Below are 20751 nucleotides of genomic sequence, written 5' to 3'. Positions count from 1 at the left end.
CATGACGGATCAGGAGCGACCCGGAGCCGAGCGGTGGGTGCCGTCCCGCGGCGGCATGCGGATGCTGCGCGAGGCCGCGCACGACTGCCGCGGATGCGAACTGTGGCAGGACGCGACGCAGGTGGTGTTCTCGGACGGCCCGGTGTCCGCCCGGATGATGCTCGTCGGGGAGCAGCCCGGTGACAAGGAGGATCTCGCCGGCGAGCCGTTCGTGGGACCCGCAGGACGCCGGCTCGACGACGCGCTGGACGCCGCCGGCGTCGACCGCGACGGCGTCTATGTCACGAACGCCGTGAAGCACTTCCGCTTCGAGCGCCGCGGAAAGCGGCGGATTCATGAGAAGCCGGCCGTCGGCCACATCGACGCGTGCCGGCCGTGGCTGGAGGCGGAGATCGCCGTCGTGCGTCCGGCCGTGATCGTGGCGCTCGGCGCGACCGCCGCCCGCGCCCTGCTGGGCCGCACGGTGCGCATCGGCGAGGTGCGCGGCACCGTGCTGGAGTCCGCTGATGCGCGCGGCACCCCGCTGGTCGTGACGGTGCATCCGTCGAGCCTGCTGCGCGTGCCCGACGAGGCCGATCGCACGGCGGCGTTCGATGCCTTCGTGCACGACCTGCGTCGGGCAGGCGAACTGGTGACCTGAGAGCGCTGTTATCGCCGCGGGGTCACGCGGCTATCAGTCCGCTGCTGTGCGGCAGCGACAGCAGCGTGTCCCGCAGCCGGCAGCGCGCGTCGTAGCGGCCGTCGGGCAGCGCGTGCAGAGCGGCGAGATCCTCACCGGCGAGGCCGTCCCTGGCCGCTTCGCGGGTGAGGTCGTCCTTCATCGCCGGGTACTCCATGTCGGCGAGGAAGCGATCGAGTGAGGGGGAGAGGGAGATCATCGCAGCATCCTTCGGTTCTGAGGGCGAGTCGGGGAGGGGCGGTGGGCGGGGGCGGCGCCGAGCGGCCGCCCCCGCCCCCTGCTCCTATGCGGCGATCTCCTGACGGTGCTCGGAGGATTCGATGGCGATCTTGCGCGGCTTCGCCCGCTCGCTCACCGGGATGATCACCGACAGCACGCCGTTCTCGTACGACGCGCTGATGCGCTCGACGTCCACGCCGTCCCCGAGCGTGAACTGCCGCAGGAACGAACCCGCACTGCGCTCGCGCGCGAGCCACCGCGAGCCCTCCCCGCTGTCCGCCGTGCGCTGCGCACGGATCGACAGCTGACTGCCGTCGATGTCGACGTCGATCGACCCGGGATCGACTCCGGGCAGGTCCGCATGCAGAACGTACTTGTCGCCGTCACGGAACAGGTCCACCGGCATGAGCCGGGGAGAGCGGACGGAGTCCAGCACGCTCGCAGCGAGACGATCGAGCTGACTGATCGGATCGAAGGCCATGGCCATGTTGTTCTCCTTTCGTGCCGCCCCTGATCGGGGTACTATTCGTGTGCAGGAAATCTGCATCACTGGATGTAGATTTGTTATAGAGCAACATCCCGATCGATGCAACTTCTTCAAGGAAACTCTCAGACATGGCAGAACGAGACACCCGAACTCCGCTCTACGGCATCGCCGTCGCGGCGCAACTCGTCGACATGCCGGAGGCGACCCTGCGCCTCTTCGAGCGCAAGGGCCTTCTCGCGCCGTCGCGCAGCGACGGCGGAACACGTCGGTACAGCGATGACGACATCGACCGACTCCGCAGGGTCGGAAGGCTGCGCGACGAGGGGATGAACATCGCCGGCATCGGGCGGGTCCTCGACCTCGAGGACGAGAACGCGGATCTGCGGCAACAGCTCGCGGCGGAGCAGGACGAATGAGAGGCGCTCGGCCGCCCGGCCGCGTCGCCGACCACGGCGAGGGCGGCCCGGGCGTGCCGAGCGGGCGGGATCAGTGGTCCCGCAGCATCTCGATCAGTTCGTCCTTGCGCTTGTCGGAGTAACCCTCCAGGCCGAGCTCCTTCGCGCGCTTGCGCAGCTCGTCGACCGTGCGATCCTCGTAGTCCTCCGACTCGCCGCCGCGCTTGCCGACGGTGGAGCGCCCGTCACGGGCCGCGGCGTTCGAGATGCGCGCCGCCTTCTCCTTCGACGCGCCGTCGTCGCGCAGCTTCTCGTACAGCTCCTCGTCCTTGAGCTCCGGCTGGTCCGGCATCTCAGCCTCCTTCGGTCGTGAACGTCGCGATCAGCGACGCCCCCGACCATACGCACGCCCGGCGTGCTGCCCGACGGCCTTGACAGGCCGACCGGCCGTGCCTACGGTCGGCGCGGGTTCAGGCCATCTCGTCGGCGCGGGATCAGGCGTCGCTCGTCTGCGTGCGATCAGGCCCAGCTCGCCTCGGTGGCGTGCGGCGGATGCGCGCCCGCATCGTAGACGCGCACCCATGCGACGTCGACGGCGATCAGCGCGAAGCCGATGTCCAGTGCGCGCGACCCGGGAAACCTCTCGCTGTAGGCCTCGCCGAGGCGCCAGCGCTCCTCGTCGCGCGTGATCCGCGCCCGGCCCTCCAGCTGCACGGTGGTGTCTGCGCCCGTGACCGCGATCGCCACCGCCGGCCGCTCCCTGATGTTGCCGACCTTGCGGGAGTCCATCATCGCGTCGAACACGACGACGCCGCTGTCATCCGCGGTGATGCCGACGTAGGCGGCCTGCGGTGCGGCATCCGGGCCGATCGTCGCGACGACGCCCGCCCCGCACACCCGGATGAAGTGGGCGACGGCGGCGCGGTCGGCAGCGTCGATGCTCATACGTCGACGTTACGCCCGCCGCGGCTTCGGCACGAGGGCCTGTTTCAGGGAACCGTGCGCTCCCACGGCTCCACATCGCCGGGGACGGCGTGGAACAGCGGGTGCGGGCTGGGCTCCGTCCGTCGCCAGCGCTCCGCATCCGCGGGACTGCGCGCGAGCAGCTTGGCACCGAGGTGGCCCCATTCGAGCACCAGCTGACCCTGCGTCACGGCGAGCTCGGCGGCCGGCTCCGCGGGGCGGAGGACGCGGGTGCGATCGAAGCGGTAGCCGCGGACGTCCGCCTCGGCGGCCAGTCCGGTCAGGTACGCGCCGACGACGCGCAGCGGATCCGGCTGCGTCCGGAATCGCTCGAGCTGCGGATGCCGGGTGTACCCGCGGGTGCGGCCGGCGAGCACCGCCTGCGCGAGCAGCGTCTCGCGCCAGCAGGCGACCAGGGCGGCCCGGTCCAGGTGCCGGGGATGCAGCGACCAGATCCTCACAGCGTCCGGATCCTCATCGGCGTGACCTGCGCGATCCGGCGACGTGCTCGCCGGCATCCCGGCGAGAGAGCTTCGACGGCCACCAGATCGCACGGCCGACGTCGTACGAGAGCGCGGGAACGAGCAGCGACCGCACCACGAAGGTGTCCAGCAGCACGCCGAACGCGACGATGAACGCGATCTGCACCAGGAACAGGATGGGGATCACGGACAGGGCCGCGAAGGTGGCCGCCAGCACCAGGCCGGCGGAGGTGATCACTCCGCCGGTGACGGCGAGGCCGCGCAGCACGCCCTCTCGGGTGCCGTGCTTCTGTGACTCCTCGCGCACGCGGGTCATCAGGAAGATGTTGTAGTCGATGCCGAGCGCGACCAGGAAGACGAAGCCGAACAGCGGCACGGCGGGATCCGCACCGGGGAAGGCGAGCACGCCGTTGAACAGCACCGCGGCCACACCCATCGCCGTGCCGAACGACAGCACGGTGGTGAGGATCAGCAGCACCGGCGCGAGGATCGAGCGCAGCAGCAGCATGAGGATGAGCAGAATGACGACGAGGATCACGGGGATGATCAGGTTGCGATCGTGGATCGAGGCGGTGTTCGTGTCGACGGCGGTGGCGGTCACACCACCCACCATCGCGCCGGTGCCGTCGAGCGCGGCGCGCAGGTCGACGACGGTCTGCTCGGCCGCCGGTGAGTCCGCGGCATCGGTCAGGGTGCCCTGCAGCAGCACCGTCCCGTCGACGACGGTCGGCTCGGGCGCCGGGGTTCCCGGCGGGCCGAGCGCGGTCACGCCGTCGTCGGTCACCGAGGCACTGCCCGACGGCGAGTCCGCCGCGGTGACCGAGACACCGTCGACGCCGTCGTCGGCGAGCAGCACATCGGCGGCATCCTGCATCCGCGACTCGTCGACCAGCACGTACACCGGGCTGCCGGAGCCGCCGGGGAAGTGCTCACCGAGCACCGCCTGTCCGTCACGCGCCTCGGAGGCGCCCAGTACGAGATCGGACTGCGGCACGCCGCGCGCATCGAGCTGGAGCACTCCGACGGCGGCGATCGCCAGCACGACGGTCGTCGAGATCCAGATCAGACGAGGGCGATGGCGGATGCCGCGGGCGAGGCCCTGCCACAGCCCGCGCCCTTCGAGCGGGCTCTCCTCGTCTGCGTGCTGCGGCTCGAACCTCGGCCGGCGCGGCCAGAATGCCGCCCTGCCGAACAGACCGAGCAGCGCGGGGAGAAGCGTGAGCGCGGAGAGCATCGCGAAGACGATGCCGATCGCCGCCACCGGGCCCAGCGTGCTGTTCGACTTGAGATCGCTCAGCAGCAGGCAGAGCAGCCCCGCGATCACCGTGCCGCCGGAGGCGAGGATCGGCTCGACCGCGCCCTTCCACGCGGCGCGCACGGCGTGCCAGCGATCCTCGGTGCCGCGCAGCTCCTCACGGAACCGCGCGACCAGCAGCAGGGAGTAGTCGGTCGCGGCGCCGATGACGAGGATGAACAGGATGCCCTGGGTCTGGCCGCTGAGCAGCAGGATCTCGAACTTCGCCGCCCACCACACCACGAGCAGCGCCACGCACAGTGCGAACAGGCTCGTGCTGAGCACGACGACGGGCAGCAGCAGCGAGCGGTAGACGATGACGAGGATCACGAGCACGGCGAGCAGCGCGACGAGCAGCAGGATGCCGTCGATACCCGCGAAGCCGGCGATCAGGTCGGCCGTGAAGCCGGCGGGACCGGTGACGTGCACGGTGACGCCGTCGGGCACCGCCTCGCGCAGATCCGACGACAGCGCCGTCGAGACGTCGCCGACGTCGGCGTCGGAATCGATCGGCACGAAGGCCTGCGCGGCCAGCCCGTCCTCGGAGACGAGCACGGGAGACACGTCGCCCTGCACGCCTTCCGCGGCCGTCGCATCCGCCAGTGCGGAGCTGAGGGCGTCCTCGAGCGCGTCGTCGATCTCGGCATCCGATTCGAACACCACGACCGCCGGGATCGAGTCGGATCCGAGGAAGTCGTCGAGCGCGTTCTGCACGGTGGTGGCCGGGGCCGACTCGGGCAGGTAGGCGGTGCGATCGTTCGACGACACCTCGTCGACCTTGCCGAACAGCGGGCCGCCGAAGGAGGCGCCGGCGAGCCAGAGCAGGATCACCGCGGCTGACAGCACGCCGCGCAGGATGCGCCGGGGCCTGCGGGCCGAGGCTCGGAGTTCGGCCCTTGTCGTCATGCGCATCCCTTCCGCGGTAGCCACAACGCTACACACTCGGCAGCGGTCGACCGCTCACTCGACGCGCAGCACCTGCCCGGTCGCGATGCCCTCGACGCACCGCTGAAAGGCCTGTCCGACCGACGCCGAGCTCACCTGCGGGAATCCGGGGAAGGCGTCGTGGTAGCCGGTCGCCTCCGCAAGCACGCTGGGGCTGACGGCATTGATGCGGATGCCGCGCGGCAGCTCGGGTGCGGCCGCGCGCACGAAGGATTCGAGTGCGCCGTTGGCCATCGAGGCCGCGGCACCGGTGGCGATCGCCTCGCGGGCGAGAATGCCGGTGGTCAGCGTGATCGATCCGCGATCGGCGAGGTGGGGAACGGCGAGTCGGGCCACATCGATCTGCGAGAGCACCTTGTCGGTGAAGGCGGAGAGGTAGTCGTCACGGTCGAGATCGCCGAGAGCGCGGAACGGCACAGATCCGGCGGCGACGATCACGGCGTCGACCGTGCCGATCTCGTCGAGTGCGCTGCGCACCGAATCCGGGTCGGTGATGTCGATGCGGGGCCGGGTCGAGCGGCCCGCCTCTATCACCTCGTGGCGTCCGCTGAGGGCGGCGATCGCTGACGACCCGACGTGCCCGGTCGATCCGATGACGAGAACCTTCATATGATGCTCCTTCTGCTCGATGAATATGTCCGTGCGATCCAGCGTCCCGTTCCGCCGCCCTATTCCCGTCGGGACGCGCCTAGAGTGTGGTCATGGAGACAACGCTGGTCATCGCGGCATCCGCTCCAGTGCCCCGCGGCAATCGCGTGGAGATCGCGCAGGTGCGTCGCGACGAGACGGACGCGGGCGCGGTCGTCGCCGTGCACGACCTTGATCGCGGCATCCGCTATCGCCTGCGCGAGGTGCCGCGGGAACGGGTCGACGTCTGGCGTGCGCAGGTGCGCGACTGCACGGTGGCCGACACCGCACACGGCCCCGAGACCACACTCGTCGTGCTGAGCGCGGATCCCGCCGGGGACGCCGAGCAGGCCCTCATGGATGCCGATGCGGCCGCGGCCGCGGCGAAGATCGAGTCCGATCGCTGGGGCGGTTCCGACACCCGGCCCGCGGAGGCACCGGAACGATTCTGGTGACGCCGAATCCTGGCGACGCCGTATGGATGTCGCAGTCGTCGGTCAGCGGAAGTCCCTCGAGCGATGCGCGAGCCCGGTGCGCAGATCCTCGAAGGCGTCGGCGAGCACGTTGACCACGCCCTCGGGGGACCGCTCCAGCATGCCGCGCACGATCAGGGCGGGGGAGTCGCGCGCCACCCGGCGATAGCGGTTCCACACCCCGGTCGAGCAGACCACGTTGACCAGCCCGTGCTCGTCTTCGAGGTTGAGGAACGTCACCCCGGATGCCGTCGCCGGACGCTGCCGGTGCGTGACGATGCCGGCGACCTCGATCCTCCGCCCCGCCTCGTGTGCCCGCAGCCGCTCGGAGGAGAGCACGCCGCGCTGCTGCAGATCCGAGCGGAAGTGGGTCATCGGATGATCGTCCGTCGACACCCCCGTGGCCCACAGGTCGGCGGCGAGCTGCTCATAACCGGTCTGATCCGCGAACAGCGGCGGCTGCACGGCGACGGCGGTGCCGGGCAGGAAGCGCGCCCGGTCATCGGCCGCGGCCCCTGCCAGCCAGATCGCCTCGCGCCTGCTGAGACCGAGGCACTCGAACGCGCCCGCGGTCGCCATCGCCTCCAGCTGCGCGGCGGTGGCATCCGTGCGGCGCACCAGGTCATGCAGATCCCGGAACGGTCCGTGCTGCTCGCGTGCGGCGACGATGCGCTCGGCCAGCGCCTCGCCGATGCCGCGGATGCCGCTCAGCCCCAACCGCACGGCGAACCGGCCGTCTCTGCGGTGCGCCGCGGACTCGTCAGGGGCGTCGCGGTCGAAGGTGCCCGCCGGTGGCTGCGGAGTGAGCACGCAGGAGTCCAGGCCGGTGGGACCCGCCCCCTCCTCGATACGCTCCAGCCCGTCCAGCGCACCGGAGGCGTGCAGATCGGGGCGCAGCACCTGCACGCCATGATGGCGGGCATCGGCGGTGAGCGAGGACGCCGAGTAGAACCCCATCGGCTGCGATCGCAGCAGACCGGCCAGGAACGCCGCAGGGTAGTGCAGCTTGACCCACGAGCTGGCGTAGACGAGCAGCGCGAACGACAGCGAATGCGACTCGGCGAAGCCGAAGTTCGAGAACGCCTGGATCTGCGCGTAGATGCGGTCGGCGGCCTCCGCGCTCAGGCCCTTCTCGGCCATGCCGGCGTACAGCGAATCACGGATGCGGTCGATCTTCTCCAGCCCGCGCTTGGATCCCATCGCCCGGCGCAGCAGGTCGGCCTCGTCGGCGGTGCAGTCGCCGAGCACCGTCGCCATCTGGATCAGCTGCTCCTGGAACACCGGGATGCCGAGGGTCCGCTCCAGCACGGGCTCGAGGACGGGATGGGCGTAGGTCACCTCATCGTGTCCGAGCTTGCGCCGGACGAACGGGTGCACGGCGCCGCCCTGGATCGGCCCGGGCCGGATGAGGGCGATCTGGATCGCCAGCTCGTAGAATTCCCGCGGCTGCAGCCGCGGCAGCAGTCCCATCTGCGCGCGGGACTCCACCTGGAACACCCCGATCGAATCGGCCCGGCAGAGCATGTCGTACACCGCCGGCTCCTCCTTGGGCAGCGACTGCAGCGTCCAGCGCTCACCGGTGGACTGCTCGATCAGATCGAAGCAGTGCCGCAGAGCCGCCAGCATCCCGAGTCCCAGCAGGTCGAACTTCACCAGCCCCATCCAGGCCGCGTCGTCCTTGTCCCACTGGATCACCGTGCGGTTCGCCATCCGGGCGTGCTCCACCGGCACCACCTCGCCCACCGGCCGAGCGGTGAGCACCATGCCGCCGGAGTGGATGCCCAGATGCCGGGGCGCCTTCAGCAGCTCGCCGGCGTAGGCGAGCACATCGGCGGGGATGTCGTTGCCCTCGGCGGGCTCGATGCCCGCGCCCCACCCGTCCACCTGCTTCGACCAGGCATCCTGCTGGCCGGGAGAGTGCCCCAATGCCCTGGCCATGTCGCGCACGGCGTTCTTGGGCCGGTACTGGATGACGTTCGACACCTGCGCGGCGCGCTCGCGCCCGTACTCCTCGTAGACCCACTGGATGATCTCCTCGCGGCGGCTGGAGTCGAAGTCCACGTCGATGTCGGGCTCCTCGCTCCTCGTCGTCGCGAGGAAGCGCTCGAAGGGCAGTCCGTACAGGATGGGGTCGACCGCGGTGATGCCCAGCAGGTAGCAGACCGCGCTCGCCGCGGCCGACCCTCTGCCCTGGCACAGGATGCCGCGCTTGCGGGCCTCCTCGACGATCCCGTGCACGATCAGGAAGTAACCGGGGAAGTCCTTCTCCTCGATGACGTTCAGCTCGCGTTCGATGCGTGAGCGCCCGTCGGCGTCGAGGCGCGGGTACAGCCCGGGCACGGCCGCCCACACCAGGTTGCGCAGATGGCTCATCGGGGTCTCGCCCTCCGGCACCTTCTGCCGCGGAAGCGCGGGCTTGGCCCTGCGCAGCGGGAAGGCGCACTCCGCAGCCACGCGCAGGCCGTTCTCGATCGCACCGGGATAGCGGCGGAAGCGACGGGTCATCTCCGCGCCACTGCGCAGATGCGCGCTGCCGTGCGCCGGCAGCCAGCCGTCCAGCTCGTCCATGCTGCGGGTGGCCCGCACCGCGGCGACGGCCTCGGCGAGACCCGCCCGCTCGGGCGCGGCGTAGTGCACGTTGTTGGTGGCCAACGCCGGCAGGTGCAGGCTCTTCGCCAGTTCGGCGAGGGCGTCGTTGCGCCGGGTGTCGAGCGGGTCGCCGTGGTCGATGAGCTCGACGGCGACCTGATCCTGACCGAACAGATCGACCAGCCGGCGCAGCGGGGTCTCGGCATCGCCGCGGGCGAGCCCTCGGCGCACGCCGCCCTTGCGGCATCCGGTCAGGATCGTCCAGTGCCCGCCGGCGCTGGAGGCCAGGTCGTCGAGGTCGTACAGCGGGCGGCCCTTCTCGCCGCCCCGCAGCTGGGCTCGGGTGATCGCGCCGGAGAGCCGGTGATAGCCCTCCACCCCGCGGGCCAGCACGAGAAGATGATCGCCCACCGGATCGGCTGCCCCGCGCCGCTCGGGCGTCGGCCCCATGGCGAGCGGCCCGTCGGAGGCACCCAGCGACAGCTCGGCGCCGAACACGGTCTGCACTCCAGTGAGCTCGGCGGCCTCCGCGAAGCGCGCCGCCCCGTAGAAGCCGTCGTGGTCGGTGATCGCCAGTGCGGTGAGACCCAGCGCCTCCGCCTCGACCAGCAGCTCCTCGGGGGAGGAGGCGCCGTCGAGGAACGAGTACGAGCTGTGGGCGTGCAGCTCGGCGTACGGCACGGCATCCGCGGGGCGCACGATCGGCGGCGGCGCCGCCGGCGGCCGATGCCTGCTCAGCGGACCGGGGTCGACACGGGTGCCAGGCGGCTCGGCGGAGGCGGGCGGCGTCTCGGTCGGGGCGCTGAGCGTGCGCTCCAGATCGGACCACGTCAGTCTCGGGTTGTGCCAGCCCATCAGCGGTACCTGCCCTCGGCCCACCAGTGACCCTCGGAGTGGAACACCAGCCAGGCGCGGTGCCGGGCATCGAGCAGCTGGAAGCGGTGTCCCGCCACCGCCCGATCCGCATCCCACCGGTGCTCGCACATCGGCCACGGCCCCGCCCAGGCGGCCACCTCGTCGTCGTCGATGAGCGCGGGAGGACGGGAGAGCTCGCCCCGCGCGTCGACACGCACCTCTGACCCCTCGGCGGCGCACACCCGGATGGGTCGGGGCGGGTCGAACACCTCGGCGGGGAGGGGACCGGGCAGGCTACCAGGCCACGGCCTGGACGGATCGCGCTCCACGACGGGCCGTTCCCCCCAGGGCGTGAGCACCTGCCGATCGGCGAGCATCCGCCCGCCCGACACGGTGGCGGTGACGACGCCGCGATGCCCCAGCATGGTCTGCACACGGGAGACGGCGTGGTGCAGTCGCTCGTCGGTGCCGGAGCCGAACAGGCCGGGCTGATGATGGGCGGCGTCGTCGACGGCCACGGGCGCGATCCGCACCCCCACGATGCCGCGGAAGGCGTGCGCGGCATCGGCATCCTGGCCCGATGCCGGGGGAAGGCTCTCCACCAGCGCCTCGAGCTGCCAGCGCACCCGGTCGACCAGATCGCCGGCGTCGAAGCAGGTCGGATGCAGCCAGGTGCGCGAGGACACCCCGCCGTCGTCATCGGTCAGGTCGATGCGCACCTCGGTGCACACCAGTGCGGCGTCGGCCAGGGCCAGCAGCACGGCATCCGCCGTCTGCCGCACGGCGAAGGCGATCTGATCGGTCTGCCCGAGCGGCGTCTCGAAGTCGATCTCTCGCACCAGCTCGGGGTCGGGCGGCCGGGGGGAGAGCGGCCGGGAGTCGGCTCCTCGGGCCAGGGCGTGCAGTCGCGCACCGCGCTCGCCGAAGCGGTCGCGCACGGCCATGGCGTCGAGAGCGGCGAAGCCGCCCAGCGTGGTGACGCCCAGGCGGGTCAGCAGCCCGGTCAACTCCTCATCGCCCTGCACCTGCACCGGCAGCGGGGCGAGGAAGCGCTGCGATTCGCCGGCGGGCACGATCGTCCACGCCTGCGGCGCCGGCTGATCGGATGCCGCGGCGCGCGCCGCCAGCTCGGCCGTGAACGCCCCGTCGGCGACGCCGATCCGCACCTCTGGGTACCCCTGCTCGGCGAGCATGCCGAGCAGGGCGGCGGCGGCCCGGTCCTCGCCGCCGTGATAGCGCGAGACGCCCCGCGAGCGCAGCGCGGCGAGACCCGGCCGCAGCAGGTGCACTCCGGGGGCGTGCTCCTCGATCAGGCGGAGCACGGGAAGGAAGGCGCGCTCGTCCCTGGCGGGGTCGTGCGGCAGCATCCGCAACGACGGAAGGCGCCCCTGGGCGAGCCGGCGCCGCTGGCCGACGCGCACGCCGTGCGCCCGGGCCGAGGCGGTGCATGCGACCACGGTGTTCGCGTGCACGAGGGCGGTGGGCGGATGCGGCGGGGCCGTGCCCAGCGTCGCCCGCAGCGGCCAGTCCGGGAACCACAGCACGTGCGTGCGGGTGGTGGGCTCCTGCTCGTTCATGACGCGGCCGCCCAGCGAGGATGGGTGGGCAGTGCGGGGGTCTGCACCGGCACGGACTCGACGCCGCCGAGGCTGCCCGGCAGGCGCACCCTGAGGCTCTGCGGCCGGGGCGTCGACCTGGTCTGCGCCGTCACCGTCACGGTGCGGTCCGAGAGCAGCCCCCACCCGTCGCCGAGACCTTCCCAGTGCGGGTCGTGCAGGCTGATCAGCCCCTCGCTCTGCGGCCACGGCGAGGTGGCCAGCACCGTGCAGCCGCGATCGCGCAGCCGGGCGGCCAGCCGGGCCGCATCCGCATCGCGCACCCTCGCCCCGGGATTCACCGCGATCAGCGGCACCACCTCGGCCAGCGCCGAGACCACGGCCATCCACCTCTCGCCGGGAGAGGGCACGAGGATCAGGCGCGACAGGTCGATGCCGCTCGCGGCCGCGGCCTCGAGTCCCAGCGTGGGCATGCCCACCGCGGCGCACCAGCCGCCGCGACGGGAGACAGCGCTCATCAGCGCGAAGATCAGGCTCGGCGAGGGCGAGACCGAGTACACCGTGCCGGTCTGCAGCCCCTGCTCCGGCAGCAGCGTCTGCAGCGCGGCATCCACCGGCAGCACGGGATCGTCGCTGCGGCGACGCTGCATCCTGCCGATCTCGCGGCGCAGCCGGAGGATCTCTCCCGCCCGTTCGTCGGCGGGGGAGAGCGCCGAAATCGTTCCGATCCCCATGTATCCATCCTCGAAGAAAGGTTCGAATTGTTCAAGTCCACTTCGCACAGTACTTCGCACATCCGACATCGGCGCGTGCCCGGGGAGCCGGTACCATGAGGGCATGCGCCTCGAGTTCGACAGCGTCGTCACGCGCTGGGATGCGCGGGTCGACTCCTGGTACTTCGCGACCCTGCCCGAAGAGCTCTCCCTCGACATCCGCGAGCTGCCGGCGCCCTCGCGCGGCTTCGGCTCGCTGCGTGTGCGGGCGCGGATCGGGCTCACGCAGTGGAGCACCTCGATCTTCTTCAACGGCTCGGCCTTCGTGCTGCCGCTGAAGAAGCAGGTGCGCCGGGAGCAGGGGATCGAGGAGGGGGCCACGGTCACCGTCGATCTTGAGATCCTCGACGTCTGAACGGGTTGTCCACAGCCCTCCGCGCGGATCGATGCGATCGCCTAGCCTGCGAGCATGGTCCTCCACGACGTCGCCGTGCTGATCGCGCATCTCGTCGCGGCCGGCGTCGGACTGTGGCTGATCGTCATCGACGCCCGCACGCACCGGCTGCCCAATCGCATCGTGCTGCCCGCGCTCGCCGCCGTGATCGCCCTGGTGGGCGTCGAGGCGCTCGCGACCGGTGACGGAGAGCGGATGCTGCGCGCCCTGCTCGGCGGTCTCGCCCTCGGCGCCTTCTACGCCATCCTGCACCTGGCGTCGAAGCAGGGGATGGGCGGCGGCGATGTGAAGCTCGCCGCGGTGATCGGCGTGGTGCTGGCCTGGCACGGCTGGCAGACGCTGCTGCTGGGTGCGGCGGCGGCCTTCCTGCTCGGATCCCTGTTCGCGATCGCGCTCATTCTGCTGCGCCGCGCCAGCAGAACGACCCGCATCGCGTTCGGGCCGTGGATGATCCTGGGCGCGGCATCCGCGATCCTGCTCTCGTGACACCCCGCTTCCGCCGTCGTCGTCGATGAGGGCTAGGGTGAACGCATGGCACTCGCACGACTTCACGGAGGCCCGCTCGACGGGCAGATCATCCCCATGGACAGCGCCGATCAGGACTCCCTGATCCTGCCCTACAGCGAGACGCAGCTGACCTACCGGCGTGAGGGCGATGCGTCGAACACCGGCGACCATGACGGTCCGACCGAGGTCGCGTTCTGGTTCGTCGAGTCCGGTGACGACATCGTCCCCGATGTCGACTGACGACGCCGCACCGCAGCGCACCTTCGAGGTCGAGCGCAAGTACGACGCCGACTCCGGCACCGGTCTGCCGGACTGGTCAGGCCTGCCGGGGGTGACGGAGGAGGGCCAGGGCGAGCGGCGCGAACTCGACGCCCGATACCTCGACACCGCGGATACGGCGCTGGCTCGCCACGGCGTGGCGCTGCGCCGCCGCACCGGCGGCCCTGACGCCGGCTGGCACATCAAGGGCCCGCGGCAGGGCGACGGCCGGCTCGAGCTCGGCTGGCCGCTGGACGACGGCGATCGGATGCCGGACGCCGTCGCCGCCGTGGTCGCGCAGTGGACGACGGATGAACTGCATCCGATCGCCAGGATCGAGAACTCCCGCACCGCCTACGCTCTGCGTGGCGAGGGCGGGGTGCTCGCCGAGTTCGTCGACGACAGGGTGCGGGCCACCGACCTGCGCTCCGGGACCCGGCGCGAATGGCGCGAGTGGGAGATGGAGCTCGGACCGGCGGCTCCCGCCGACGACGCGGGGCGTGAGATGTTCTTCGCGGCGGTCGAACGGGCGGTCCTCGCCGTCGGCGGCCGCCCGCCGTCGTCGGGTTCCAAGCTCGCTCGCGCACTCGGTCTCTGAACCGGCCGTTCTTTCCTGACGATCCCTGCGAAGCGCAACCCCCCTTTCGCCGGCGGGGGCGGGATGCTTGAGTGAGCGCATGAGCCGCACCGTCCAGCTCCGCTCCCTGCAGACCCTCGTTCCCGACGTCCCGCTCGAGCAGGGCATGGTGCGCGACGTCTTCGCCGCGCAACCCGACATCGGCAGGCTGGGCACACGGCTGGTGTCGGCATCGTTCAACGGATCGGGCGTCGAGATGCGCCACACCGTGCTCGACGAGCTCGATCTGAGCGCCGAGGCGACATCGGCGCTGTTCTACGACCGCGAGAGCGGTCGGCTGCTCGCCCCCGGCACCAAGGCACGCAACGAGGTCTACATCCGCGAGGCCGATCGGCTGTTCGTCGAGGTCGCTCGCCGCGCTCTGGAGGCCGACCCCGATCTGACGGCGGCCGACGTCACGCACGTCGTCACGGTCTCGTGCACGGGCTTTCACGCACCGGGTCCCGACTACGAGATCGTGCGCGGTCTGGGCATGTCCGATGCGGTGGAGCGCTACCACCTCGGCTTCATGGGCTGCTATGCGGCGATGCCGGCGCTGCGCGCGGCGCGGCAGTTCTGCCTCGCCGACCCGGAGGCGGTGGTGCTCGTCGTGAGCGTGGAGCTGTGCACGCTGCACCTGCGCTCATCCGACGACCCCGACACGATCATCGCCTCGTCGCTGTTCTCCGACGGCGCCGCCGCCGGCCTGGTCACCGCGCGCACGTTCGACTCCGCGGTGCCCGCGTTCGGTCTTGACCGGTTCCACACCGCGATCGCCCCGAAGGGCGAGAAGGACATGGCGTGGACGATCGGCGACAGCGGGTTCGAGATGGTGCTGTCCACCGCCGTGCCGCAGATCATCGGCGAGAGCATCCACACTGCGCTGCGCCCGCTGTGGCGCGACGAGCCCGCACTGGTGGAGGCCTTCGACGAGGGCAGGATCGGCGACCCGGTCGCGCACTGGGCGATCCACCCCGGCGGGCGCAGCATCCTCGACCGGGTGCAGGACCGCCTCGCGCTGAGCGACGCGCAGCTGGCGCCGGCGCGCGAGGTCCTGCGGGCGTACGGCAACATGTCCAGCGCCACGGTGCTGTTCGTGCTGCGCAGCATCCTCGAGGATGAGGGCACCCGGGCAGGGGGCCGGGTGGCCGCCATGGCGTTCGGGCCGGGGCTCACCGCGGAGAGCGCGCTGCTCACGGTGCTGCACGGCGCATGATGCCCGACCTCGCCTCGCGGGCGGTCGACGCGCGCGAGCTGATGGACGACCCGCAGGCCGACGATCGGATGCTCGAGCGCACCTACGCGCGCTTCGCGCCGGTCAACGCCGTCGTGTCGGGCTGGCGCGGCGTGTACCGGCGCGACATCCGACCGCTGGCACGGCGCAAGGGGGTGCTGCGCGTGCTGGACGTGGGAGCCGGCGGGGGAGACCTCGCACGGGCGCTGCAGCGCCGGCTGCGCGCGGACGGGTGCGTCGCGCGGGTCACCGCGCTCGACCTCGACGAGCGGGCGATCCGATGGGCGGCCACGCGGAGCGGATCGCACGGTGTGCGCTGGCTGTGCGCCTCGACGGCCGATCTGGTGCGCGACGGTGAGGAGTTCGACGTCGTGCTGTCCAATCATCTGCTGCACCATCTGACCGGCCAGGAGCTGTCGAGCCTGCTGGACGACTCCCGCCTGCTGACCGCGCCCGGCGGGCTCGTCATCCACAGCGACATCGCGCGCGGGCGTACCGCCTATGCGCTGTTCGCGGCGGCGACGCTGCCGCTGGCGGGCACGCTGCTCGCCGACTCCTTCATCCGCGCCGACGGGCTCACCAGCATCCGCCGTTCCTACACGGCCGGCGAGCTGGCGGCGGCCGCGGGAGACGGGTGGCGCGTGGAGCAGCGGATGCCGGCCCGGCTGCTGCTGCGCACGGAGCAGGACGATGCCCGACCATGACGTGATCATCGCCGGTGCCGGCCCGGTGGGGATGCTGCTGGGCTGCCTGCTGGCCGCGCACGGCGCGGACGTGCTGATCTGCGAACGACACGAGGACGCCGACGATCGCACCCGCGCCATCGGGGTGCATCCGCCGGGTCTCGCCGCGCTCGACGACGCGGGTGTCGGCGATGCCGTGCGCGCCGAGGGCCTGGCACTGGAGGGCGGCGAGGTGCATGCGCGAGGACGGATGCTGGCCGCCGTGCGGTTCGGCGCGCCGCGCCCCGTGCTCACCCTGCCTCAGCCACGCACCCACGCGCTGCTGCGGGAACGGCTGACGCGGCTCGGCAGCCCTGTCGCGACGGGCTGCCGGGTGCTCGCCGCCTGGCAGCAGGGGGATCAGGTGCGCGTGCGGATCGCCGACACGGCGGGGTGGCAGGATACGACGGCCTCATTCCTGATGGTGGCCGACGGCGTGCGGAGCAAGCTGCGACGCATGCTGGGCGTCGGATGGCACGCCCGCGGCCGCAGCGCCCGCTACGCCATGGTCGACGTCCCGGATCCCGCACCGGACGCCGTCGCCCGACTGCACTGCGAGCCGGCCGGACTGGTGGAGTCCTTCCCCCTGCCGGGCGGGGCGAGACGCTGGGTGGTGCGCGAACTGGTCGAGCCCCTCGACGCGGACTGGTTCCGCGAGGCCGTGCTGCACCGCACGGGGATGCGGATCGAGATCCCCGCCGGCATCCGCCCCGCGGAATTCGTCGCCGCCCAGCATCGCGCGCAGCGCACGGTGCACGGGCGCATCGTGCTGCTCGGCGACGCCGCGCACGAGATCAGCCCGATCGGGGGCCAGGGCATGAACCTCGGCTGGACCGATGCCCGCCGCCTCTCGCCGCTGCTGCTCGACGCGCTGCGTCGCGGCGCATCCGATCTGCCCGGCTACGACCGGCGCACCGCACGCGCCGCCGCCGACGCACAGCGACGCTCGGCGTTCTACATGCGCATGGGCGCCGCGGCGACGCCGTTCGAGCAGGCCGGGCGGGAGGCGCTGATCCGGATGCTGGGCTCCGCACCGCTGCGCGGGCGGGCTGAGAACCTCGTGACGATGGCCGGTCTGTGACGGCGCATCGGCCTCGCGCAACCGAAGCCATCGCTATGCCCGGAGCACTCGCTGCCCCTCGCTGCATGCCGAAGCCCCCGCCCCGTCGCGCTCCCGGCGGGGGCGTGGACGGTGGGCGGGGGCCTCGGTCAAGAAGCGCGGAGCCTCAGAGGTTGATCATGTGACCGGCCAGGCCGTGGAAGCCCTCCTGCAGCGCCTCCGACAGGGTCGGGTGGGTGTGCACGTTGCGGGCGGCCTCGAGGGCGGTGAGATCCCACTTCTGGGCCAGCGTCAGCTCGGGCAGCAGCTCGGAGACGTCGGGGCCGATCAGGTGGCCGCCGATGAGCTCGAGGTGCTCGGCATCGGCGATCAGCTTGACGAAGCCGATGGGCTCACCAAGGCCGTTCGCCTTGCCGTTCGCGCTGAACGGGAACTTCGCGACCTTGATCTCGCGACCCTCGGCCTTCGCCTGCTCCTCGGTGAGACCGAAACTGGCCACCTGCGGGGAGCAGAACGTCGCCCGCGGCATCATCCGGTAGTCGCCGAGCGTCTGGGTCTCGGCGCCGGCGATGGTCTCGGCGGCGACGACGGCCTGCGCCTCGGCCACGTGGGCGAGCTGCAGCTTGGCAGTGACATCGCCGATGGCGTAGATGCCCTCGACGTTCGTGCGCATGTGGTCGTCGATGTCGATCGCGCCGCGCTCGGTGAGCTTCACGCCGGTGGCGTCGAGCCCGAAGCCCTCGACGTTGGGCGCGAAGCCGACCGACATGAGCACCTTGCCGGCCTCGATGGACGCCTGGTTGCCGTCCTTGCCGGTGTACGTGACGGTGACGGACGAGCCGTTGTCGGTGACCGTCTCGACCTTGGTCGAGGCGAGGATCTCGATGCCGTACTTCTTGTACTGCTTGGTGATCTCCTTCGACACGTCGGCGTCCTCGTTAGGGAGGGCGCGGTCGAGGAACTCGATGATGGTCACCTTCACGCCGTAGTTCGACAGCACGTAGGCGAACTCCATGCCGATCGCGCCGGCGCCGACGATGACGATCGACTCGGGCAGCTCGCGGCTGAGGATCTGCTCCTCGTAGGTCACCACGTTCTCGCTCAGCTGCACGCCGGGCAGCAGCCGCACGGTCGAGCCGGTGGCGATGATGGCGTTGTCGAAGGTGACCTCTTCGGTGCTGCCGTCGGACTTCGCCACGGAGATCGCCTTGGGTCCGGTGAAGGTGCCGCGACCGTCGTACTCGGTCACCTTGTTCTTCTTCATCAGGAAGTGGATGCCCTTGACGTGGGTCTCGGCGACCTTGCGGCTGCGGTCGAACGCGGCGCCGAAGTCGAAGTGCACGTCACCCGAGATGCCGAAGAACTCGGCCTTGTGGGTGAAGGTGTGCGCGATCTCCGCGTTCTTGAGCAGCGACTTGGAGGGGATGCAGCCCACGTTCAGGCACACACCGCCCCAGTACTTCTCCTCGATGATCGCAGTGGACTTTCCGAGCTGAGCGCTGCGGACGGCGGCGACGTATCCGCCAGGGCCCGCGCCGAGGATGACGACATCGTAGTGTGGCATGCCTCCAGCCTATCCTCTGCGGGTCGACGGGAGACGGCTGGACGCCGAGATCCGACCTCCCGATCACCCCGCTGCATCCGTTAGGCTGGGGACCCGGAGGAGGGATACCCGTGACAGACAGCGACAGCACCAACGGCGCGATCCGCCGCAGCGGCGAGCAGCGGCATGATGTGACGCAGACGTTCGGCCACGACTCGGATCTCTCGTTCGTGCCGTTCGGCGTCGAGCTCACCGAGGCCGAGCAGTCCGCCATCGCCGCGCTGCCCGCGGGATCGGCGCTGCTGCTGGTGCGCGCCGGCGCCCTGGCGGGAGCCCGCTACCTGCTCGACTCCGATGTCACCACGGTCGGCCGGCACCCCGAAGCGGACATCTTCTTCGACGACGTCACCGTCTCTCGCCGTCACGCCGAGATCACGCGAACGGGCTCGGTCTTCGAGATCATCGACCAGCGCTCGCTCAACGGCACCTATGTGAACGGCGAACGCGTCGACCGCAGCGAACTCGACAACGGGTATGAACTGCGCATCGGCAAGTTCCGCATGAACTTCTTCGCCTCTCCGATCGACCTCGCGACGGCGAACGGCTGATGGCGGCGGCCGGCGCCGCCCGGGAGCGCTCCGCGCCCACGGGCCTTCTCAGCATCGGCCAGGTTCTGGCTCGCCTCACCCCGGAGTTCCCCCAGCTCACGTCGAGCAAGCTCCGCTTCCTCGAGGTGCAGGGCATCGTCACCCCGTCCCGCACCGAGTCGGGGTACCGCAAGTTCTCGGCGTCGGATGTCGAGCGGCTGCGCACGGCCCTCACCCTGCAGCGTGATCGCTACCTGCCGCTCAGCGTGATCCGCGAGCAGCTCGACGAGGCCGAGGCGAAGGGCGAGGGGCGCAGCATGGTGGCACCGCGGTCGATCGCGCCCGGCGCGCGGCGGCACCGCCGGGAGGAGCTGCTCGCGACCACCGGGGCGACCCCGCAGCTGCTGAACGACGCGATCAGCGCGGGCCTGATCACCCCGTCGGAGACGTACTCCGAGCAGATCGCGACGCTGCTGGGCGGGATCGTCACGCTGGCGCGCCACGGCATCGAGCCCCGTCACCTGCGCAGCCTGCGGCAGAACGCCGAGCGGGAGGCCGCTCTCATCGAGTCCGCGCTGGCGACGCTGCTGCGCCGTCCGGATGCCGCGTCGCGCGGTCGCGCGAGTGAACTGGCTCCGGAGCTGGCCACGCGGATCGGCGAGGTGCGCGGGATGCTGGTGAAGCAGGCGCTGGATCGGGTGCTTTCGTAACGAACGGGTTGCGACACACCCTCGCCGCGCGCGGGATGTCATTGCCGGGGCAGGTGGGCTGCTCTAGCGTGGAGGTAATCGCCCAGGACGGTCTGGGTGTTCACGGGAGGACAGAGGATGAAAGCGGATGACCTCGCAGGCGACCCGCGGTTCGTGACCGAACTCCTGTTCACCGACGGCCTGCCGGCGATGGACGACGAGGTCGGCTACCGCGGTGCGGTCGCCGCTCGCGCGGCCGGGATCACCTATCGGCAGCTGGATTACTGGGCGCGCACGGAACTCGTCGTCCCGACGGTGCGCGGCGCCAGCGGCTCCGGATCGCAGCGCCTCTACGGCTTCCGCGACATCCTCGTGCTCAAGCTCGTCAAGCGGCTGCTCGACACCGGCATCTCGCTGCAGCAGATCCGCACCGCCGTCGACCAGCTGCGCGCCGCCGGCATCCGCGATCTGGCGGGCACCACGCTGATGAGCGATGGAGCCTCGGTCTACCTGTGCACTTCGAACGACGAGGTCATCGACCTGGTCAGCCGCGGTCAGGGCGTGTTCGGCATCGCCGTGGGCAAGGTCCTCCGCGAGGTCGAGGTCTCGCTCGTCGAGTTCGACCCGACCGCTCCCGACCCCGTCGACGAGCTCGCCGCACGACGCGCCAAGCGCACGGCATAAGTCCCCACGTCCTCTCGGGATCGCTGCGCCCCCTCGGGCGCAGCCCCTCTCCCAGGACACCGCTTCGGCTGCCCGGGGCGTGACCATACAGAAGAAGCCCGCTCCATGAGCGGGCTTCCT

Annotated in this window: 24 protein-coding genes; 13 read left to right on the top strand and 11 right to left on the bottom strand. The window is 71.2% G+C overall.

Annotated elements, in window-relative coordinates; translation table 11 throughout:
* Window position 1: 1 nt before the first annotated feature.
* Window positions 2–640 (top strand): UdgX family uracil-DNA binding protein, encoded by a 639-nt coding sequence (locus ACFWH5_RS11415; protein ID WP_378834715.1) that lies wholly within the window; start codon window positions 2–4, stop codon window positions 638–640.
* A gap of 22 nt (window positions 641–662) precedes the next feature.
* Here ACFWH5_RS11415 and ACFWH5_RS11410 read toward each other — a convergent pair whose 3' ends face one another.
* Window positions 663–878 (bottom strand): DUF2795 domain-containing protein, encoded by a 216-nt coding sequence (locus ACFWH5_RS11410; protein WP_378834714.1) that lies wholly within the window; start codon window positions 876–878, stop codon window positions 663–665.
* A gap of 84 nt (window positions 879–962) precedes the next feature.
* On the bottom strand, window positions 963–1385 hold the full coding sequence (locus ACFWH5_RS11405; RefSeq protein ID WP_378834713.1) for an Hsp20/alpha crystallin family protein: 423 nt from the start codon (window positions 1383–1385) through the stop codon (window positions 963–965).
* A 128-nt stretch (window positions 1386–1513) separates the two neighbouring features.
* Between ACFWH5_RS11405 and ACFWH5_RS11400 the strand changes: the two genes are divergently transcribed.
* Entirely contained in the window at window positions 1514–1801 is a 288-nt protein-coding gene (locus ACFWH5_RS11400; RefSeq protein WP_378834711.1) for a MerR family transcriptional regulator, read from the top strand.
* Between the two features lie 70 nt (window positions 1802–1871).
* Here the strand turns inward: ACFWH5_RS11400 and ACFWH5_RS11395 are convergent, their stop codons facing one another.
* From ACFWH5_RS11395 to ACFWH5_RS11375, 5 genes are all read right to left on the bottom strand, one after another.
* Window positions 1872–2132, bottom strand: a complete 261-nt coding sequence (locus ACFWH5_RS11395) for a Rho termination factor N-terminal domain-containing protein (RefSeq protein ID WP_378834710.1) — start codon at window positions 2130–2132, stop codon at window positions 1872–1874.
* A gap of 167 nt (window positions 2133–2299) precedes the next feature.
* Complete coding sequence (locus ACFWH5_RS11390) at window positions 2300–2725, bottom strand: pyridoxamine 5'-phosphate oxidase family protein (protein ID WP_378834709.1); 426 nt, start codon at window positions 2723–2725, stop codon at window positions 2300–2302.
* 44 nt (window positions 2726–2769) lie between these two features.
* Window positions 2770–3204: a pyrimidine dimer DNA glycosylase/endonuclease V gene (locus ACFWH5_RS11385; RefSeq protein WP_378834708.1), complete on the bottom strand. Its 435-nt coding sequence runs from the start codon at window positions 3202–3204 to the stop codon at window positions 2770–2772.
* A 13-nt stretch (window positions 3205–3217) separates the two neighbouring features.
* Entirely contained in the window at window positions 3218–5425 is a 2208-nt protein-coding gene (locus tag ACFWH5_RS11380; protein ID WP_378834706.1) for an MMPL family transporter, read from the bottom strand.
* 54 nt (window positions 5426–5479) lie between these two features.
* Window positions 5480–6073, bottom strand: coding sequence for a short chain dehydrogenase (locus ACFWH5_RS11375; RefSeq protein WP_378834705.1), 594 nt, complete (start codon window positions 6071–6073; stop codon window positions 5480–5482).
* A gap of 92 nt (window positions 6074–6165) precedes the next feature.
* Here ACFWH5_RS11375 and ACFWH5_RS11370 point away from each other — a divergent pair, with 92 nt between their 5' ends.
* Window positions 6166–6546 (top strand): hypothetical protein, encoded by a 381-nt coding sequence (locus tag ACFWH5_RS11370; protein WP_378834703.1) that lies wholly within the window; start codon window positions 6166–6168, stop codon window positions 6544–6546.
* Between the two features lie 42 nt (window positions 6547–6588).
* On the opposite strand, the gene ACFWH5_RS11365 is transcribed toward ACFWH5_RS11370, so the two are convergent.
* Genes ACFWH5_RS11365 through ACFWH5_RS11355 form a run of 3 tightly spaced genes read right to left on the bottom strand, consistent with a single transcriptional unit; the run spans window position 6589 to window position 12298 of the window.
* Entirely contained in the window at window positions 6589–10008 is a 3420-nt protein-coding gene (locus ACFWH5_RS11365) for an error-prone DNA polymerase (RefSeq protein ID WP_378834823.1), read from the bottom strand.
* Window positions 10008–11585 carry a DNA polymerase Y family protein gene (locus ACFWH5_RS11360; RefSeq protein ID WP_378834702.1) on the bottom strand — a complete coding sequence of 526 codons (1578 nt, stop codon included), beginning with the start codon at window positions 11583–11585 and terminating at the stop codon, window positions 10008–10010. The genes ACFWH5_RS11365 and ACFWH5_RS11360 overlap by 1 nt, the downstream gene beginning before the upstream one ends.
* Window positions 11582–12298: a hypothetical protein gene (locus ACFWH5_RS11355; RefSeq protein WP_378834700.1), complete on the bottom strand. Its 717-nt coding sequence runs from the start codon at window positions 12296–12298 to the stop codon at window positions 11582–11584. Before ACFWH5_RS11355 ends, ACFWH5_RS11360 begins: the two co-directional genes overlap by 4 nt.
* Before the next feature lie 103 nt (window positions 12299–12401).
* Here ACFWH5_RS11355 and ACFWH5_RS11350 point away from each other — a divergent pair, with 103 nt between their 5' ends.
* From ACFWH5_RS11350 to ACFWH5_RS11320, 7 genes are all read left to right on the top strand, one after another.
* A complete protein-coding gene (locus tag ACFWH5_RS11350) occupies window positions 12402–12692 on the top strand; it encodes a DUF1905 domain-containing protein (RefSeq protein ID WP_378834699.1) in 291 nt (96 codons plus the stop codon).
* A 54-nt stretch (window positions 12693–12746) separates the two neighbouring features.
* Window positions 12747–13217, top strand: a complete 471-nt coding sequence (locus ACFWH5_RS11345) for a prepilin peptidase (RefSeq protein WP_378834698.1) — start codon at window positions 12747–12749, stop codon at window positions 13215–13217.
* 45 nt (window positions 13218–13262) lie between these two features.
* On the top strand, window positions 13263–13478 hold the full coding sequence (locus ACFWH5_RS11340) for a response regulator (RefSeq protein ID WP_378834696.1): 216 nt from the start codon (window positions 13263–13265) through the stop codon (window positions 13476–13478).
* Window positions 13468–14094, top strand: coding sequence for a CYTH domain-containing protein (locus ACFWH5_RS11335; protein WP_378834695.1), 627 nt, complete (start codon window positions 13468–13470; stop codon window positions 14092–14094). The genes ACFWH5_RS11340 and ACFWH5_RS11335 overlap by 11 nt, the downstream gene beginning before the upstream one ends.
* Window positions 14095–14173: 79 nt before the next feature.
* Window positions 14174–15328 (top strand): type III polyketide synthase, encoded by a 1155-nt coding sequence (locus ACFWH5_RS11330; RefSeq protein WP_378834694.1) that lies wholly within the window; start codon window positions 14174–14176, stop codon window positions 15326–15328.
* Entirely contained in the window at window positions 15328–16050 is a 723-nt protein-coding gene (locus ACFWH5_RS11325) for a methyltransferase domain-containing protein (RefSeq protein WP_378834693.1), read from the top strand. Before ACFWH5_RS11330 ends, ACFWH5_RS11325 begins: the two co-directional genes overlap by 1 nt.
* Complete coding sequence (locus tag ACFWH5_RS11320) at window positions 16037–17149, top strand: FAD-dependent oxidoreductase (RefSeq protein WP_378834691.1); 1113 nt, start codon at window positions 16037–16039, stop codon at window positions 17147–17149. Before ACFWH5_RS11325 ends, ACFWH5_RS11320 begins: the two co-directional genes overlap by 14 nt.
* Before the next feature lie 145 nt (window positions 17150–17294).
* Here ACFWH5_RS11320 and lpdA read toward each other — a convergent pair whose 3' ends face one another.
* The gene (lpdA, locus tag ACFWH5_RS11315) at window positions 17295–18692 is read right to left on the bottom strand and encodes a dihydrolipoyl dehydrogenase (RefSeq protein WP_378834690.1); all 1398 of its coding nucleotides are present in this window, start codon (window positions 18690–18692) and stop codon (window positions 17295–17297) included.
* 110 nt (window positions 18693–18802) lie between these two features.
* Between lpdA and ACFWH5_RS11310 the strand changes: the two genes are divergently transcribed.
* From ACFWH5_RS11310 to ACFWH5_RS11300, 3 genes are all read left to right on the top strand, one after another.
* Complete coding sequence (locus ACFWH5_RS11310) at window positions 18803–19279, top strand: FHA domain-containing protein (protein ID WP_378834688.1); 477 nt, start codon at window positions 18803–18805, stop codon at window positions 19277–19279.
* On the top strand, window positions 19279–19968 hold the full coding sequence (locus ACFWH5_RS11305; RefSeq protein WP_378834687.1) for a MerR family transcriptional regulator: 690 nt from the start codon (window positions 19279–19281) through the stop codon (window positions 19966–19968). Before ACFWH5_RS11310 ends, ACFWH5_RS11305 begins: the two co-directional genes overlap by 1 nt.
* Before the next feature lie 117 nt (window positions 19969–20085).
* Complete coding sequence (locus ACFWH5_RS11300; RefSeq protein WP_378834685.1) at window positions 20086–20631, top strand: MerR family transcriptional regulator; 546 nt, start codon at window positions 20086–20088, stop codon at window positions 20629–20631.
* Window positions 20632–20751 lie beyond the last annotated feature (120 nt).

This window comes from Microbacterium sp. NPDC058345, from assembly GCF_042723855.1.
In the GTDB taxonomy this organism is placed as follows: domain Bacteria; phylum Actinomycetota; class Actinomycetes; order Actinomycetales; family Microbacteriaceae; genus Microbacterium.
Note: the sequence above shows the minus strand (reverse complement) of the source record. Positions and strands in the feature narration are given on the sequence as shown.